General features: G+C 63.8%; 7 protein-coding genes. 3 read left to right on the top strand and 4 right to left on the bottom strand.

What is annotated here, in order from left to right; translation table 11 throughout:
- The first annotated feature begins 99 nt into the window (after positions 1 to 99).
- Positions 100 to 2,844 (top strand): [protein-PII] uridylyltransferase, encoded by a 2,745-nt coding sequence (locus tag GTZ99_RS11030; protein ID WP_161719219.1) that lies wholly within the window; start codon positions 100 to 102, stop codon positions 2,842 to 2,844.
- 280 nt (positions 2,845 to 3,124) lie between these two features.
- Here the strand turns inward: GTZ99_RS11030 and gltX are convergent, their stop codons facing one another.
- Positions 3,125 to 4,453 (bottom strand): glutamate--tRNA ligase, encoded by a 1,329-nt coding sequence (gene gltX / locus GTZ99_RS11025; protein ID WP_161718823.1) that lies wholly within the window; start codon positions 4,451 to 4,453, stop codon positions 3,125 to 3,127.
- A 186-nt stretch (positions 4,454 to 4,639) separates the two neighbouring features.
- Between gltX and GTZ99_RS17030 the strand changes: the two genes are divergently transcribed.
- A complete protein-coding gene (locus GTZ99_RS17030) occupies positions 4,640 to 5,767 on the top strand; it encodes a GGDEF domain-containing protein (RefSeq protein ID WP_320076673.1) in 1,128 nt (375 codons plus the stop codon).
- Between the two features lie 45 nt (positions 5,768 to 5,812).
- Here GTZ99_RS17030 and GTZ99_RS11015 read toward each other — a convergent pair whose 3' ends face one another.
- Positions 5,813 to 7,474, bottom strand: coding sequence for an NAD+ synthase (locus tag GTZ99_RS11015; protein ID WP_161718819.1), 1,662 nt, complete (start codon positions 7,472 to 7,474; stop codon positions 5,813 to 5,815).
- A 163-nt stretch (positions 7,475 to 7,637) separates the two neighbouring features.
- Between GTZ99_RS11015 and GTZ99_RS11010 the strand changes: the two genes are divergently transcribed.
- On the top strand, positions 7,638 to 9,275 hold the full coding sequence (locus GTZ99_RS11010) for a hypothetical protein (protein ID WP_161718817.1): 1,638 nt from the start codon (positions 7,638 to 7,640) through the stop codon (positions 9,273 to 9,275).
- A 109-nt stretch (positions 9,276 to 9,384) separates the two neighbouring features.
- On the opposite strand, the gene rpoC is transcribed toward GTZ99_RS11010, so the two are convergent.
- Both rpoC and rpoB read right to left on the bottom strand, forming a co-directional pair.
- On the bottom strand, positions 9,385 to 13,668 hold the full coding sequence (gene rpoC, locus GTZ99_RS11005) for a DNA-directed RNA polymerase subunit beta' (protein ID WP_161718815.1): 4,284 nt from the start codon (positions 13,666 to 13,668) through the stop codon (positions 9,385 to 9,387).
- A 77-nt stretch (positions 13,669 to 13,745) separates the two neighbouring features.
- Complete coding sequence (gene rpoB, locus GTZ99_RS11000) at positions 13,746 to 17,906, bottom strand: DNA-directed RNA polymerase subunit beta (RefSeq protein ID WP_161718813.1); 4,161 nt, start codon at positions 17,904 to 17,906, stop codon at positions 13,746 to 13,748.
- Positions 17,907 to 18,366: the final 460 nt, after the last annotated feature.

Raw genomic sequence — 18,366 nt, 5'->3', positions numbered from 1 at the left:
TGTTTGGCATCACCGCGCTGATAAGTGCTTTAACCATATCCCCACGCCGGGCATGGATATTGCGCCACGCCCCCGTTCTGGTTGAAAGCAAAGCCTGTGATGTCTGCCATCCGCATTCCCAATCCGCGCGCCGTGATCGACCGGCGCGCCCTGACCGTGGCGATTGGCGCAGTGGTGGCCGAACAGGGCGCGGCCAAGGGGCGGATGGGCGTGGTCGAACTGTTGCGCGGGGCGCTGGAGACGGGCCGCGAGGAAATCAGCCGCCGCCTGACCGCCAAGCCCGGCAGCGGGCATGACGTGGCCGAAGCACAGGCCTTTCTGGTCGATCAGTTGCTGCGGGTGATCCATGATCATGTGGTGGCCGATGTCTATCCCGTGTCGAACCGCAGCGCGGGCGAACGGCTGACGATCATGGCCGTGGGCGGCTATGGCCGGGGCGAGATGGCGCCCCATTCGGATGTCGACGTTGCCTTCCTCACGCCGATCAAACAGACGCCATGGTGCGAACAGGTGATCGAGGCGATGCTCTATTTCCTGTGGGATCTGGGGCTGAAGATCGGTCATTCCAGCCGGTCGCTGGACGACATGGTGCGCATGTCCAAGGGCGACATCACCATCTGCACCGCCATGCTGGAAGGCCGCTATGTCTGGGGTGATCAGGCCCTGTTTGACGAGGCGCGCCGCCGCTTCTTTGCCGAGGTGGTGCATGGCACCGAGCGCAGCTTTGTCGCGCAAAAGCTGGCCGAGCGGAATGACCGGCACAAAAGGCTGGGCGATTCCCGCTATGTCGTCGAACCCAACGTCAAGGAAGGCAAGGGCGGCCTGCGCGACCTGCACACACTGTATTGGATCGGCAAATACCAGTACAAGGTGCGTGAACCGGGCGAACTGGTCGATGTCGGCCTGTTGACGCAGGACGAATACCGCGCCTTCCGCCGCGCCGAGAACTTTTTCTGGGCGGTGCGCTGCCACCTGCACACCATCACCAAACGCGCCGAGGACCGCCTGACATTCGACCTGCAACGACAGGTGGCAGCCCGCATGAACTTTTCCGACCGGCCGGGCAAAAGCGCGGTTGAACGCTTCATGCAGTATTTCTTTTTGCAGGCCAAAACGGTCGGCGGCCTGACGGGCGTGTTTCTGGCGCAATTGGAGGAACAGTCCGCCCCCAAGGCCAAGCGCGGCTTTTTTGCCGGGCTGCGGGCGCGGCCCAAACTGGTCAAGGGCTATCAGGTGGCGCATGGCCGCATTGCCGCCCCCAATGACGAATGGTTCGCGCAGGACCCGATCCGCCTGCTGGAAATCTATGTTCTGGCCGACAAGGAGGGGTATGAGATCCACCCCGAAACCCAGCGCCAGATCAACCGCGATTGCCGCCTGATCGACGGCGCGCGCCATGACCCGCGCGCCAACGCACTGTTTCTGGATCTGCTGACCAGCCGCAACGACCCCGAAACCGTGCTGCGCTGGCTGAACGAAGGCGGGGTGTTTGGCCGTTTCATCCCCGAATTCGGCCGGGTGAACGCCCAGATGCAGTTCGACATGTACCACCACTATACGGTGGACGAACACACCATCCGCGCCATCGGCCTGTTGGCCCGCATCGAAAAGGGCGAGATGGAAACCGACCATCCGCTGGCCACGCAACTGGTGGGCAAGGTGCAGCATCGCCGGGCGCTCTATGTCTCGGTATTGATGCATGACATCGCCAAGGGGCGCGGCGGCGACCACAGCGTGCTGGGCGCCGAGATCGCGCTGAAGCTGTGCCCGCGGCTGGGCCTGTCGGACGAGGAGACGGCGCTGGTCAGTTGGCTGGTGCGTCAGCACCTGCTGATGAGCGCCACCGCCTTTAAACGCGATCTGGCCGACTGGAAGACCATCACCGATTTTGTCGCGGCGGTCGAAACGCTTGAACGCCTGCGGCTGCTGACGATGCTGACGATTGTCGACATCCGCGCGGTGGGGCCGGGCGTGTGGAACGGCTGGAAGCGCCAATTGCTGCACGAGGCCTATGCCGCCGCCGAGGAACGGCTGCGTCTGGGCCATGTCAAACACCACCGCGCCGAACGCATCGCCGCCCGCAAGGCCGATGTCGCCACACGTCTGGGCGCGCGCGCCGATCTGGTCGAGAAGCTGGGCGGCGCCTTTACCGACGCCTATTGGATCGCCGAGCCAGAGGATGTCATCGCGCTCAATCTGGTCCAGCTGGACGAGGCCAAAGGCGCGCCGCTGACCATCACCACCACCTATGACGCGGCGCGCGCGGCGACACTGGTGATGGTGATCGCCGCCGACCATCCGGGGCTGTTCTATCGCATCGCGGGGGGCATCCATCTGGCGGGCGGCAACATCATCGACGCGCGCATCCACACCACGCGCAATGGCACGGCGGTGGACAACTTCCTGGTGCAGGACCCGCTGGGCCGCCCCTTCTCCGAAGACAGCCAGCTGACCCGGCTGAAAACCACCATCGGTGACGCGCTGGCCAACCGGGTGAAACTGGTGCCGCAATTGGCCGCGCGCCCCCTGGCCCGCCCCCGCGCCGAAGCCTTCGAGGTGCGCCCCCGCGTCGAATTCGACAACGAGGCGTCAAACCGGTTCACGGTGGTGGAGATTTCCGCCCGCGACCGCCCGGCACTGCTGAACCGTCTGGCCCGCGCGCTGTTTGAATCGCGGCTGATCGTCCACTCCGCCCATATCGCCACCTATGGCGAACGCGCCGTCGACACCTTTTACGTCACCGACCTGTTCGGCGGCAAAATCGACAGCGGCGGGCGGCAGAAATCGGTCGAAAAACGCCTGCTGGAGGCGGCCAGCGAGGATGTGGTGGAAGTGGCGGGGTAAGTTGCGCCGGGCGCCGGAATTTGCCTCCGGCGGGCAAAGGGCGGGGACCCTTTGCAATCCCATTACCGTATCGGTGGTGTCAGGCAGGCGCCGTCGCGTGTGTCCGCGTTAATGAAGCCGCTTTGCGGAGCTGCATGCCGCGCAGCGGCCTTCAAAACCCACGACATCGCGCCGTTAGGCAACGGCAATCGGCACGCCCACACCGCCATCATGGGGATTGCAAAGGGCGTAACGCCCTTTGCCCGCCGGAGGCCAAACACCCCCGGCTTCGCAAACCGCCTTACCCCCGCAGCCGCGCCACCACCGCGTCCTGCCCGATCAGCGGCAACAGCGCGCCCATGTCGGGGCCGTGGTCCATGCCGGTAATCGCCTGACGCAGCGGCAGGAACAGGGCCTTGCCCTTGCGGCCGGTGGCGTCCTTTAGCGCGGCGGTCAGTTGCCCCCACGCATCCGCGCCCCATGCCAGCCCAGCCGCCACATCGGCCGCCGCGTTCAGGAAATCGCGCGTTTCCGCATCAGGCGCAGGCGCAGTGATCGGGCCGGTGACGATCGCCCACCAATCCTTGGCCTCGGCCACGGTGTTCAGGTTGGGGCGGATGGCGTTCCACCCCTCCTCGCCCATGCCGGTGGGCAGGCGGCCCGCCACCTGCGCATAGGGCAGACGGTGGATGATCGCGGCGTTGACGCGGGCCAGTTCCGCCTCATCAAAGCGGGCAGGCGCCCGGCCAAAGCGCGAGAGGTCAAACGCGGCCAGCAGTTCCTCGAGGCAAAGTGCCGGGTCGACCGGATCGCTGGTGCCCAGCCGCGCCAGCAGGCTGATGATCGCCTCGGGCTCAATCCCGCTCTCGCGCAGTTCGGCCACGCCCAACGAGCCAAGACGCTTGGACAGTTTGCCCTCGGCCCCGGTCAGCAGCGCGGTATGCGCCAGCCCCGGCATCGGCGCGCCCAGCGCGGTGAACATCTGCAATTGCGTCGCGGTGTTCGACACATGGTCCTCACCACGCAGGATCTGCGTCACGCCCATGTCGATATCGTCGATCACGCTGGGCAACATATACAGCCACGAACCATCGGCGCGCCGCACGACCGGATCGGAAATCATGCGCGGATCAAAAGTCTGTTCGCCGCGCACACCGTCGGTCCAGCGGATCGGCGTGTCATGGTCCAGCTTGAAGCGCCAATGCGGCATGTCACCGGCGTCAATGCGCGCCTGCTTGTCGGCCTCGCTCAACGTCAAGGCGGCGCGGTCATAGACCGGCGGCAGGCCACGGCCCAACAGCACCTTGCGCTTGAGCTCCAGTTCCTGCGGGGTTTCCCAGCACGGATACAGCCGCCCATCGGCGATCAGCCGGTCGGCCGCCGCCTGATACAGGGCAAAGCGGGCCGACTGGCGCACCTCGGCCTCTGGCGTCAGGCCCAGCCATGCCAGATCGGCGCGGATGCCATCGACATATTCCTCGCGGCTGCGGGCCAGATCGGTATCATCGATTCGCAACAGGAATCGCCCGCCGCCATGGCGCGCCAGCATCCAGTTATGCAGCGCCGTGCGGATGTTGCCGATATGCAGGTGCCCGGTGGGCGAAGGGGCGAAACGCGTCACAATAGCCATGAAAAGCGCGGTTAAGCCCGCCTGCGCGCCACGTCAAACCCTGTTGTCACGCACCGCCATATGACCGTCGGATTACAAAGTTTTATACGTGAATTTACGGGTATTTGACCTTTCGCAATTACTTGTGTGCGGATGACAAAGCCCAGCCCGTTTTCCCTCCTGAAACCGCAGATCGTGACCCCGCGTGTGCGTGAGGCACTCGCGCTGGAGCAGTACCGCGCGTTGGTGACGCAGGCGCCGCTGGGCTATATCGCCCTGATCACGATGTCGATCATCGCCATTTCGGCGGCCTCGCCCAGTGTGCATCCGCTCACCCGCATTTTCCTGCCATGCGTGCTGATCGCCGTTGCGGCCTATCGCCTGGTTGTCTGGTTGCGCCGCAAGCCTGATGCCGCGACCCCGGCACAAGCGGCAAAGGCGGTGGCCAATGCGGGCATCATCTCGACCATCATGGCCGGCTGCGGCAGCATCTGGGGCGCGTATAGCTGGGCCAGCGCGCCAGAGCATACCTCTGTCCTGATCCCGACGATCGTTACGCTCTCCACGCTGACACCTGTGCTGGCACAAAGCATGTGTGTCCGAAACAGCATCGCCAACCTGATTGCCGGCATCACCCCGATCGCCCTGACGATGGCCGTGGCGGGCGACACCGCCGATCGTCTGGTCGCGACGCTGATTGTTGTCACCAGCCTGTATCTGGGCAGCGCCTTGACCCAACAATCGCACCGCATGGTGGCGCTGTTGTCGCTGGAACACGTCATGCGCGAAGAGGCCAAGAGCGACCCGCTGACCGGGCTGGTCAACCATCGCGCCCTGTCCGACCGTTTCACCGCGCTGATCGAGGATGCGCGCAGCGGCGGCATGACGCATGAACGCCCGGCGCTGATCCAGATCGATCTGGACGGGTTCAAGCCGGTGAACAAGATGCACGGCCACGCCACCGGCGACGAGGTGCTGCGTCAGGTAGCCGACCGTCTGCGCCGCGCCGTGGGCAAAGGCGCGACCGTGTGCCGCGTGGGCGGCGATGAATTCGCCATCCTGACCACCACCGATCCCGAACATGACGCGGGCGTTGCCGGCGGCCGCCAGTTGCCCGATCTGTGCGCGCGGGTACACGCCGCCTTTGACGCGCCGTTTCAGGCGTCGGGGCATCATGTGGTGGTGGGCATTTCGACCGGTTATGCCCAATGGCCGCAGGATGGCCGCACGCTGGACGAGATGACCGGCACCGCCGACCGCCGCCTGATCGCGGCCAAGGACGTGCAACGCCGCCGCGCCAGCATGCGCGCCTTTGGCGGCCCGGCGCTGATCTGACGCCGGGCGTTGTGGCCGCAGGTGACGCCTGCGGCCCGGCGCGCCTTATGCCGTGCGGAAGGCGTGGGTGATCGGATAACGCCGGTCGCGCCCGAAATTGCGCGTTCCCAGCTTGACCCCCGGCGGGGCCTGACGGCGCTTGTATTCGGCCAGATGCAGCAAACGCTCGATCCGGGCCAGCGTATCGCGGTCGAACCCTTCCGAAACCAGCTGCTCGACGCTCTTCTCCTGCTCGACCAACCCCAGCAGGATCGCGTCCAGCACGTCATAGGGCGGCAGGCTGTCGCTGTCCTTCTGGTCGGGGCGCAGTTCGGCGCTGGGCGGTTTGGTGATGATATTGTCCGGCATCACCGGGCCGTTCGGCCCCAGACCAATGCGCGGCTTGTGCTGGTTGCGCCATTTGGACAGGGCGAACACCGTCATCTTATAGGCGTCTTTCAACGGGTTGTAGCCGCCGTTCATGTCGCCATAGATGGTGGCATAGCCCACGCTCATCTCGCTCTTGTTGCCGGTGGTGACCAGCATGTGGCCAAACTTGTTCGAGCACGCCATCAGCGTCACGCCGCGAATGCGCGACTGGATGTTTTCCTCGGTCAGGTCGGGGGCGCGGCCAGAGAACACCCCGCCCAGCATCTCCTCATAGGCCTTGACCGCCGAGACGATGGGGATGGTGTCATAGCGCACGCCCAGCATTTGCGCGCATTGCGTGGCGTCCACCAGGCTTTCGGTGCTGGTATAGCGGCTGGGCAGCATCACGCACCACACCCGGTCCGCGCCCAGCGCGTCGACCGCGATCGCCGCACACAGCGCGCTGTCGATCCCGCCCGACAGGCCCAGCACCACGCCGGGAAAGCGATTGCGGTTGACGTAATCGCGCAGCGACAGAACCATCGCGGAATAAATGTCCTCAGGATGCTCGGCCAGTTGGGCGATCTCGCCCCGGTTGCAGCGCCATCCGGTCGCGGTCTTGGTCCAGCTGGTGGTGACCTCCTGCTCTGCCCAATCGCACATCTGCACCGCCAGCGACCCGTCGCCATTGACGACAAAACTCGCCCCGTCGAACACCAGTTCGTCCTGACCGCCAACGCGGTTGAGATAGGCCAGCGGCACCTTGGCATCGACCGCGCGGCGTTTGGCCACGCCATCAATGCGCAGCGCGTCCTTGTCGATCTCATACGGGCTGCCGTTGACGCAGACGAACATTTCCGCGCCAAAATCAGCCAGATGGCGGCAGACGGCCGGGTGCCAGATGTCCTCGCAGATCGGCACGCCGATCATCGTGCCGCGCAGGATGATCGGTTCGGGCAAGGGGCCGGGCTGGAACAGGCGCACCTCGTCAAAGGTGCCGTAATTGGGCAGTTCATGCTTGAACCGGATCGCCTGCACCTTGCCCTGATCCAGCAGGGCGACGCCATTATGCAGCGCCCCATCGGCGACAAACACGCTGCCCACCAGCATCGCCGGGCCGGGCTGCGCGGTGGTCTGCGCCAGCTTTTGCAGCTCGGCGGCGGCGCGTTCGATCAGGTTGGGCTTCAATACCAGATCTTCGGGCGGATAGCCGATCAACTGCAATTCGGGAAAAGCGATCAGGTCGGATTTCGCCTCGGCCGCGCGTTGACGGGCGGCCGACATGGCGGCCGCATTGGCGGACAGATCGCCCACCGACTGGTTCAACTGGGCAAGCGTGATTTTCAGCGTGTCTGGCATAGCCCCGGTTTAGGCGGCGTTGGAGCCGGGGGCAAGGCACCGCGACAGGCTTTTCGATCACCTGCCAATGGCATTGCGATTGTGGCCGGCCGCGCTAACATTCCGGCCACGACATGTTTGGGGGGAAATTTTCGTGACATTGCATCGTAAAGCGCGCGCCCTGATGGGCTGCGCCGTCAGCGCCTGTGTGCTGGCCACGCCCATCGCGCAGGCCTGGGCGCAAAGTGCGCCGCCGGTTGTGGTCGCGCCGCCTGCGCCGATGGCAACGCCCTCTCCCGCGGCCGCGCCCGCCGCACCGGTCAAGCAGGCCTCGCTGCATGTGCGCTGCGACGGCAAACCACCACAGATGAGCGACATCGAAAGCTTTGCCCGGATCATGGGCGCGCTGACGCTGTTGTCGCTTTTTGCCCCCGCGCCCGAACAGGCCGACGCGTCCAAACGTCTGTTTGGCACCGCCGGGGTCGAGGCCTGCAACCAGTTGATCGATGCCGCCGCCGCCACGCGGGAAAAGAACACCCTGCGCCGCCTGCCGCTAATTTTGGCGCGCGCGGCCCATCATATCGAGGCCAAGCAATATCAGGACGCGCTGGCCGATGTGGCGCTGGCCCGCGCCGAGGCCAAGGCCGCGGGCCTGACCGGCAATCCCTATTTCGACCGTTCGATGGGCCTGTCCTTTGACCGCTTTGACAGCTTTGCCCGGTTGCGGCTGGGCGATGGCGAAGGCGCGCGCGCGGTCAGCCTGTCGCATCTGGACGGCATGGCCTATTCCTTTCTGCCGGTGCTGACCGCACAGGACTATGGCTGGATGAACGACCGCATGGACGCCAACGAAGAGCGCGCCCATGCCATCCGCGGCCGCATGTTGAGCACTGCGGTGAACCTGTATGCCAACCGTCTGGAGGACCAAGGCCGCTTCAAGGACGCCGCCGCCCTGCGTGAGGCCTGGCTGAACCGCCTGAACAGCATCAACAGCGAAAGCACGCGCAGTTGGCCGCTGGTGACGGCCGCCATCAGCCATGCGCTGGCTGGCGATTGGGACGCATCCAAGGCGCGCGCGCTGCGGGCCCGCGCGCAGCTGGACAAGCTGGACGAGGAAGGCAAGCCTGACTCCGAACGCTCGAACGTGATCGAGGCGCTGGATTTCCTGGACGTGCTGGTCCTCCACCACGAGGGCCGCGTGGACGAGGCGCGGCGCAATTTTGCTGCCCGTTCACAATGGGATGTCAGCTTTGGCGCGGTGGTGCAGGCAACCGACATGCTGCGCCGGGGCGCCCGCCCGGAACAGCTGTTTGGCGCCTTGGGCAAAAGCGGCGATGAACTGCGGCAGGACATGCGGCGGAGGGCTATGGCCCGCATGCTGCAAACCGACAGCAATAACCGCACGCTTTATACCAATATCCTGCCCTATGCGCAGATCGACGCCTATGAAAAGCTGAGCCGGCCGGTCTGGAATACAGACAAGTCGCGCTATATCGCTGAAAAGCCGGTGCGCAATTCCAAATTCTATTTCATGTCCTTCCCGGCCGACCCGACCATTCCGGTCTTTGTTCGCCCCGACGCGCTGATGCTGCACGCGGCCCTGTTGGCCAAGGCCAAAGGGTTCAAAGGCTTTCAGTGGGGCAAGTCCAATGATGTCGAAGGCGTTGCGCTGGTGATGTTTGGCAATGCGGGCGATGCCGATATGCCGGCGGCGATGTATATCGACGCCGATGCGGTGATCGCCGAGTTGCGCCAGATCATCCCCTCACCCGATGAACTGGCCGCCCGGATCAAGGCGCGCGAGGCCACCGCGCGCAAGTAGCACCAGCCCCATCCCGCCCGGCGCCGGGCCGGGCGCAGGCTCATGCAAAACCCCCGCCGGATCGCTCCGACGGGGGTTTTGTGTATTTGGCCTATTAGCGCGGCGAGGCTTATTCGGCCTCGTCACCCTTCAGCAGGTAATCACCGGCATCGGCGTCCAGACCGTGGGCTTCACCCTCGATCGGGGCCAGCGGATCGATCAAGCCGGCAGCTTCGGGACCCTGCGCCAGTTCGGCGGCATGTTCCTCAGCAGCGCTGGCGGGCGCGATCAGGTGCTCCTGCAGCTTGCGGTAGGACGCGCGCAGCGCCGCATCGCGCGACGAAGCCGCCACGCGCATACGGTTCATGCCCGCACCGGTGCCCGCCGGGATCAGACGGCCAACGATGACGTTTTCCTTCAGACCGATCAGGCTGTCCTTCTTGCCCTCAACCGCCGCCTGCGTCAGCACGCGGGTGGTTTCCTGGAACGAGGCGGCCGAGATGAACGAACGGGTCTGCAGCGACGCCTTGGTGATGCCCAGCAGCACCGGCTTGCCTTCAGCCTTGCGCTGGCCTTCCTTCAGACGGCCGTTGGTTTCGTTCATTTCTTCCAGATCGACCTGTTCGCCCGGCAGCAGGGTGGTGTCGCCACCATCGGTGATCTCGACCTTTTGCAGCATCTGGCGAACGATCACCTCGATGTGCTTGTCGTTGATCTTCACGCCCTGCAAGCGATAGACTTCCTGGATTTCGGCAACGAGGTATTCGGCCAAGGCCTCCACACCCATCACTTCCAGAATGTCATGCGGGTTGGGCGAGCCCGAGATCAGGTTGTCGCCCTTCTTGACCCAGTCGCCTTCCTGAACGTCGATCACCTTGCTCTTGGGGATCAGGTATTCGACGGGTTCGCCTTCCTGCGGGACAATGGCGATCTTGCGCTTCGCCTTGTAGTCGCGGACGAACTCAATGCGGCCAGCGATCTTGGCGATCACCGCATTGTCCTTGGGGATGCGCGCTTCGAACAGCTCGGCCACACGCGGCAGACCGCCGGTGATGTCGCGCGTCTTGGCGGCTTCGCGGCTGGCGCGGGCCACAACGTCGCCCGATTCCACGAACTGGCCATCTTCAACCGACAGCGTCGTGCCCGGCGCCAGCATATAGCGTGCCGCCTCGCCCGAGCTTTCGTCCAGCAGGGTCAGACGAGGACGCAGGTCCTCCTTCTTGCCACGGCTGGTCGAACGGTTTTCGGTGATGATGCGGCTGGTCATGCCGGTCGCTTCGTCGACCTGTTCGGTCAGGGTGCGGCCGTCGATCAGGTCCTGATACTTCACCACACCCGACTTTTCGGTGATGATCGGCGTGGTGAACGGATCCCATTCGGCCAGACGATCACCCTGCGCCACGCTCGCCCCGCTCTTGTGCAGCAGGTGCGTACCATAGGGCACGCGGTGCACAGCGCGCTCGCGGCCATCGGTGTCGATCAGCGCGATCTCGCCATTGCGGGCCAACGAGAGCAGACGCCCACGCTTGTCCACGATGGTCGGGATGTCGCGATATTCGACCGTACCATCACACAGCGCTTCCAGATTGCTCTGTTCGTTCACCTGCGCCGCGCCACCGATGTGGAACGTACGCATGGTCAGCTGCGTGCCAGGCTCACCAATCGACTGGGCGGCGATAACGCCCACCGCTTCACCGATGTTGACCGGCGTACCACGGGCCAGATCGCGGCCATAGCAGGTGGCGCACACGCCCTGCTCGGCCTCGCAGACCAGCGGCGAACGGATGCGGGCCGACTGCACACCAGCCGCCTCGATCCGGGCGACGGCAGCTTCGTCCAACAGGTCGCCCTTGGCGGCGATCACGGTGCCGTCCTTCTGCACCATGTCCTCGGCCAGGGTACGGCCCAGAATACGCTCACCAAGGCTGGCGATCGTCGAACCGCCCTGCACGATGGCGCGCATTTCCAGCGCACGCTCGGTGCCGCAATCGGGCGTGATGACCACGCAGTCCTGCGACACGTCGACCAGACGGCGGGTCAGGTAACCCGAGTTCGCGGTCTTGAGCGCCGTATCGGCCAGACCCTTACGCGCGCCGTGGGTCGAGTTGAAGTATTCAAGAACGGTCAGACCTTCCTTGAAGTTCGAGATGATCGGCGTTTCGATGATCTCGCCCGAGGGCTTGGCCATCAGGCCGCGCATACCGGCCAGCTGCTTCATCTGGGTTGGGCTACCACGCGCGCCCGAGTGCGACATCATGTAGATCGCGTTGATCGGCTTTTGACGGCCGGTTTCCGGATCAATCGGGCTGGACTTCAGCTCTTCCATCATGGCCGCGGCCACCTGGTCGCCGCAACGGCTCCAGGCGTCGATAACCTTGTTGTACTTTTCCTGCTGCGTGATCAGACCGTCCTGATACTGCTGCTCGTAATCGGCGACCAATTCCTTGGTCTCGGCCACCAGCGCATCCTTCGAGTCCGGAATGATCATGTCATCCTTGCCGAAGGAGATGCCCGCCTTGAACGCGTGGCGGAAGCCCAGCGTCATGATGGCGTCGGCAAACAGCACCGTGTCCTTCTGGCCGGTGTGGCGATAGACCTGATCGATCACGTCGCCGATTTCCTTCTTCGTCAACAGGCGGTTGACGATTTCAAAGGGAACCTTGTGGCTCTTGGGCAGGCATTCGCCGATCAGCATGCGGCCCGGCGTCGTTTCAAAACGCTTCAGGTACTGCTGGCCGTTCTCGTCGGTCTGCGGCACGCGGGCGATGATCTTGGAGTGCAGCGTGACGGCCTTAGCCTCCAGCGCCTGATGCACTTCGGCCATATCGGCCAGCAGCATGCCTTCACCCGGCTCACCGGCGCGGTCCATCGACAGGTAATAGATGCCCAGCACCATGTCCTGCGAGGGCACGATGATCGGCTTACCATTGGCGGGCGAGAGGATGTTGTTGGTCGACATCATCAGCACGCGCGCTTCCAACTGGGCCTCAAGGCTCAGCGGAACGTGGACGGCCATCTGGTCACCGTCAAAGTCGGCGTTGAACGCCGAGCAGACCAGCGGGTGCAGCTGGATCGCCTTACCCTCGATCAGCACGGGCTCAAACGCCTGAATGCCCAGACGGTGCAGCGTGGGCGCGCGGTTGAGCATGACGGGGTGTTCGCGGATCACCTCGTCCAGGATGTCCCAGACTTCCTTGCGTTCCTTTTCCACCCACTTCTTGGCCTGCTTCAGGGTCATCGACAGACCCTTGGCGTCCAGACGGGCATAGATGAACGGCTTGAACAGCTCGAGCGCCATCTTCTTGGGCAGGCCGCACTGGTGCAGCTTGAGCTCAGGCCCGGTCACGATGACCGAACGGCCCGAATAGTCGACGCGCTTACCCAGCAGGTTCTGACGGAAGCGGCCCTGCTTGCCCTTGAGCATGTCGGACAGCGACTTCAGAGGACGCTTGTTCGCACCCGTAATGACGCGGCCACGACGGCCGTTGTCGAACAGCGCGTCAACCGCTTCCTGCAACATGCGCTTTTCATTGCGCACGATGATGTCGGGCGCGCGCAGTTCGATCAGGCGCTTCAAGCGGTTGTTACGGTTGATCACGCGGCGGTACAGATCGTTCAGATCCGACGTCGCGAAACGGCCACCGTCCAGCGGCACCAGCGGGCGCAGATCTGGCGGGATGACCGGCACCACGTCCAGAATCATCCATTCGGGACGGTTGCCCGAATCGATGAACGATTCCACGACCTTCAGCCGCTTGATGATCTTCTTGGGCTTGAGTTCCGACTTGGTGGTCTCGAGTTCCTTGAGCAGGTCCTCGCGCTCCTGCACCATGTCCAGGCTCATCAGCATGTGCTTGACCGCCTCGGCGCCGATGCCGGCACTGAAGCTGTCCTCGCCATACTCGTCCTGATAGTCGAGCAGCTCGTCCTCGGTCAGCAACTGGTACTTTTCAAGCGGGGTCAGGCCCGGCTCGATCACCACATAGCTTTCGAAATAGAGGATGCGCTCCAGCTGCTTGAGCTGCATGTCGAGCAGCAGGCCGATGCGGCTGGGCAGCGACTTGAGGAACCAGATGTGCGCGACGGGCGCGGCCAGTTCGATATGGCCCATGCGCTCGCGGCGCACCTTGGTCACGGTGACTTCGACGCCGCACTTTTCGCAGACGACGCCCTTGTACTTCATCCGCTTGTACTTACCGCAAAGGCACTCATAGTCCTTCACGGGGCCAAAGATGCGGGCGCAGAACAACCCGTCACGTTCCGGCTTGAACGTGCGGTAGTTGATCGTCTCGGGCTTCTTGATCTCGCCAAAGGACCAGCTGCGGATACGCTCCGGGCTCGCCAGACCGATCTGGATCTGGTCGAAGGTTTCCGGCTTCGCCATCTGGTTGGTAAACTTGGTCAGGTCGTTCATGTTTTCGTCCCTCTAGGGGTCAAATCTCTCGGGGCTCAAGGGGGTTGGGGCGGGCTGTGGGCCCACCCCGTGATCCCTTACTCCGCCGCCTCGGCCAGATCGTCGTCGTCGCTGTCATCGGTCAGCGAGGACAGCTCGACGTTCAGACCCAGCGAGCGCATTTCCTTGACGAGCACGTTGAAGCTCTCGGGAATGCCCGCCTCGAACGTGTCGTCGCCCTTGACGATCGCTTCGTACACCTTGGTGCGGCCCACCACGTCGTCCGACTTGACGGTAAGCATTTCCTGAAGCGTGTACGCCGCGCCATAGGCCTGCAGCGCCCACACTTCCATTTCACCAAAGCGCTGACCACCGAACTGCGCCTTACCACCCAGCGGCTGCTGAGTGACCAGCGAGTACGGCCCGATCGAACGTGCGTGGATCTTGTCGTCGACCAAGTGGTGCAGCTTGAGCACATACTTCATGCCCACCGTCACCTTGCGGTCGAAGGCATCGCCCGTGCGGCCGTCGAACAGAGTCACCTGACCCGATTCATCCAGACCCGCCTTGCGCAGCATGGCCGAAACGTCCGCCTCGACCGCGCCGTCGAACACCGGCGAACCCATCGGCACACCGTTACGCACGTTCTGCGCCAGCTCGACGATTTCATCGTCGCTGCGGCCGTCCAGCGTCGCGGTGTAGTTCTCGCCATAGATGTCCTTCAGCAGCTCACGCACTGCCTCGGGCGGCTGACCAGCCTCGGGGTTGGGGTTGGCTTCGCGCCACGCATCCAGCGCCGCACCGACCTTCTTGCCCAGGCCGCGCGCGGCCCAGCCCAGATGGGTTTCAAAGATCTGACCGACGTTCATGCGGCTGGGCACGCCCAGCGGGTTCAGCACGAAATCAACCGGCGTGCCGTCTTCCAGGAAGGGCATGTCTTCCTGCGGCAGGATGCGGCTGATGATGCCCTTGTTGCCGTGACGGCCGGCCATCTTGTCGCCCGGCTGCAGCTTGCGCTTCACCGCGACGAACACCTTGACCATCTTGAGCACGCCCGGCGCCAGTTCGTCGCCCGCTTCGGCCTTGGCCTTGCGGTCTTCAAACTTCTCGACGATCGCCTTGATCGTGGCGTCATACTGCGCCTTGACCGCTTCCAGCTGCTGCTGGCGCGCTTCATCGGCAACGGCAAACTTCCACCACTCGTGACGCTCGACCTCGGCCAGCAGTTCCTCGGTGATGTCCACGCCCTTCTTCAGGCCCTTGGGCACCGAAGTCGCGACCTGACCGATCAGCATGTCCTTCAGACGGTTGAACGTGGCGCGGTTCAGAATGCCGCGCTCGTCCTCGCGGTCCTTGGCCAGACGCTCGATCTCTTCGGCCTGAATGGCGCGGGTACGGTCGTCGATCTCGATACCGTGGCGGTTGAAGACGCGCACGTCGACAATCGTCCCGGCAACGCCCGGCGGCAGACGCAGCGAGGTGTCACGCACATCGCTGGCCTTTTCGCCAAAGATGGCGCGCAGCAGCTTTTCTTCCGGCGTCATCGGCGATTCGCCCTTGGGCGTGATCTTGCCGACCAGAATGTCACCGGGGTGCACTTCGGCGCCGATATAGACGATGCCCGCCTCGTCCAGATTGCGCAGCGATTCCTCGCCCACATTCGGGATGTCGCGGGTGATGTCTTCCGGCCCCAGCTTGGTGTCGCGGGCCATGACCTCGAACTCCTCGATATGGATCGAGGTGAAGACGTCTTCCTTGACGATACGCTCGCTGATCAGGATCGAGTCTTCGTAGTTGTAGCCATTCCAGGGCATGAACGCGACCAGCACGTTGCGACCCAGCGCCAGCTCGCCCAGCTCGGTGCTGGGACCATCGGCGATGATGTCACCCTTTTCCACCGTGTCGCCCACCTTCACCAGCGGCTTCTGGTTGATGCAGGTCGACTGGTTCGAACGCTCGAACTTTTGCAGGGTATAGATGTCGACGCCCGACTGACCGGGTTCGATATCGCCCGACACGCGGATCACGATACGGGTGGCGTCCACCTGATCGACGATACCGGCGCGCGCGGCGGCAATCGCCGCGCCCGAATCGCGCGCAACCGTCTCTTCCATGCCGGTGCCGACGAAAGGCGCATCGGCCTTGACCAGCGGCACAGCCTGACGCTGCATGTTCGAGCCCATCAGCGCGCGGTTGGCGTCGTCATTTTCCAGGAACGGAATGAGCGAGGCCGCGACAGAGACCAGCTGCTTGGGCGAAACGTCCATCAGGGTGATGGTGTCGCGCGGCGCCATGACGAATTCGCCATTCTGACGCGCCGAAACCAGTTCCTCGACAAACGAGCCATCCTCGTTGGTGGCGGCCGATGCCTGCGCGACGGTGTGCTTCTGCTCTTCCATCGCCGACAGATAGATGACGTTCTTCGTCACCTTGCCATCGGTCACCTTGCGATACGGCGTCTCGATGAAGCCATACTTGTTCACGCGGGCAAAGGTGGAGAGCGAGTTGATCAGACCGATGTTCGGCCCTTCGGGCGTTTCAATCGGGCAGATACGGCCATAGTGGGTCGGGTGAACGTCGCGGACTTCAAAGCCGGCGCGTTCACGCGTCAGACCGCCCGGCCCAAGCGCCGACACGCGACGCTTGTGCGTCACTTCGGACAGCGGGTTGGTCTGGTCCATGAACTGCGACAACTGCGAGCTGCCGAAGAATTCACGCACCGCGGCCACCGCCGGCTTGGCGTTGATCAGGTCGTTGGGCATGACGGTCGACACGTCGACCGAGCTCATGCGCTCCTTGACGGCGCGTTCCATGCGCAGCAGGCCGACGCGGTACTGGTTCTCCAGCAGCTCGCCCACCGAACGCACACGACGGTTGCCCAGGTTGTCGATGTCATCGACTTCACCCTTGCCGTCCTTCAGGTTCACCAGCTCCTTGACCACCGCCAGAATGTCGTTGGTTTCCAGCGTGGTGACCGTGTCTTCGACGGTCAGGCCCAAACGCATGTTCAGCTTGACACGGCCCACGGCCGACAGGTCATAGCGATCCGCGTCAAAGAACAGGCCGGCAAACAGCGCCTCGGCGGTTTCGCGCGTCGGCGGTTCGCCAGGGCGCATGACGCGATAGATGTCGGCCAGCGCGTGATCGCGATCCTCGGCCTTGTCAGCCTTGAGCGTGTTGCGAATCCACGGGCCGGTGCTGACATGGTCGATGTCCAGCAGCTCGAACGTGTCGATACCCGCAGCGTCCAGCGCGGCCAGATTCTCGGCGGTCACTTCATCGCCCGCTTCGATATAGATGCGGCCGGTCGACTCATCGATCACGTCATTGGCGCTGTAACGGCCAAAGATTTCCTCGGTCGGGATCAACAGATCCTTCAGACCATCCTTCTCGGCCTTGTTGGCGGCGCGCGGCGAAATCTTGGCACCGGCGGCAAACACCACCTCACCGCTGGCCGCATCCACGATGTCGAACGTCGGCTTGGCACCGCGCCATGCTTCGGCGACATAGGGGATCTTCCAGCCACCGCTGGCACGGTTCCAGACGATGCGCTGATAGAAATGATGCAGGATCTCTTCGTCGTTCAGACCCAGCGCATGCAGCAGCGCCGTCACCGGCAGCTTGCGCTTGCGGTCGATACGGACGTTGACGATGTCCTTGGCGTCGAATTCAAAGTCCAGCCACGAACCGCGATACGGGATCACGCGGGCGGCGAACAGATACTTGCCCGACGAATGCGTCTTGCCGCGGTCATGGTCGAACAATACGCCCGGCGAACGGTGCATCTGCGACACGATCACGCGCTCGGTGCCGTTGATGATGAAGGTGCCGTTCTCCGTCATCAGGGGCATGTCGCCCATGTAGACGTCCTGCTCCTTGATATCCAGAACCGAGCGGGTCTCGGTCTCGGCGTCCACCTCGAACACGATCAGGCGCAGCGTCACCTTCATCGGCGCGGCAAAGGTGATGCCCCGCTGACGGCATTCGGTGATGTCGTACTTGGGCTCTTCCAGCTCGTAATTGACGAAGTCCAGCTCGCTCGTGCCGGCAAAGTCGCGGATCGGGAAAACGCTGCGCAGCGTCTTTTCCAAGCCGGACACATAGCCGACGGCGGGATTGGAACGCAGGAACTGCTCATAGCTCTCGCGCTGAACCTGGATCAGGTTCGGCATCTGCGTCACTTCGTGGATGTCGCCAAAGATGCGACGGATGCGGCGCTTGGCCGATGCACGTCCGCTTTGCTGGGGCTTGGTCGCCATTACGGGTTCTGCCTCTTTCTCATGCGCGCCCTGATTCGCAGGGCACGCGAAAACGTTTCGCCACGCGCGGCATGGCACATCCGATCAGACGCAAAAAAGGCCACAAGCCATTGCAATCCCGCCACTTTCGACAGAATCACAGCCCGTAGCCGTCAGCGTCAGATGGATGACAGCGCCTCCTTCCCGATGCCGACCCCCGCGCTGGGCCAGCCTTGCTCGAAGCGCTGAACGGGGCCGCACTTAGGCCAAACCCCCGGAAAAGTCAAACTTTCCCCGCATGTTTTCGCAGGCGCAGCACGGCACGGGCGAGCAACAAACCGCTCCGCAACGGAGACAACAGAAAAGGGCGCGGCAATGGCCAGCCGCGCCCTTTCCCCAGCAAACCCGATGGCTCCCGCAACGCCGCCCCACACTCCCTCAAGCGCGGGTGGCACAAGGCCCCATGGGCAATCTTGATGTC

Source organism: Novosphingobium ovatum (genome assembly GCF_009909235.1).
Classification (GTDB): Bacteria; Pseudomonadota; Alphaproteobacteria; order Sphingomonadales; family Sphingomonadaceae; genus Novosphingobium; species Novosphingobium ovatum.
The sequence above is the reverse complement of the archived record's forward strand: the minus strand, read 5'-3'. Positions and strand labels throughout refer to the sequence as shown.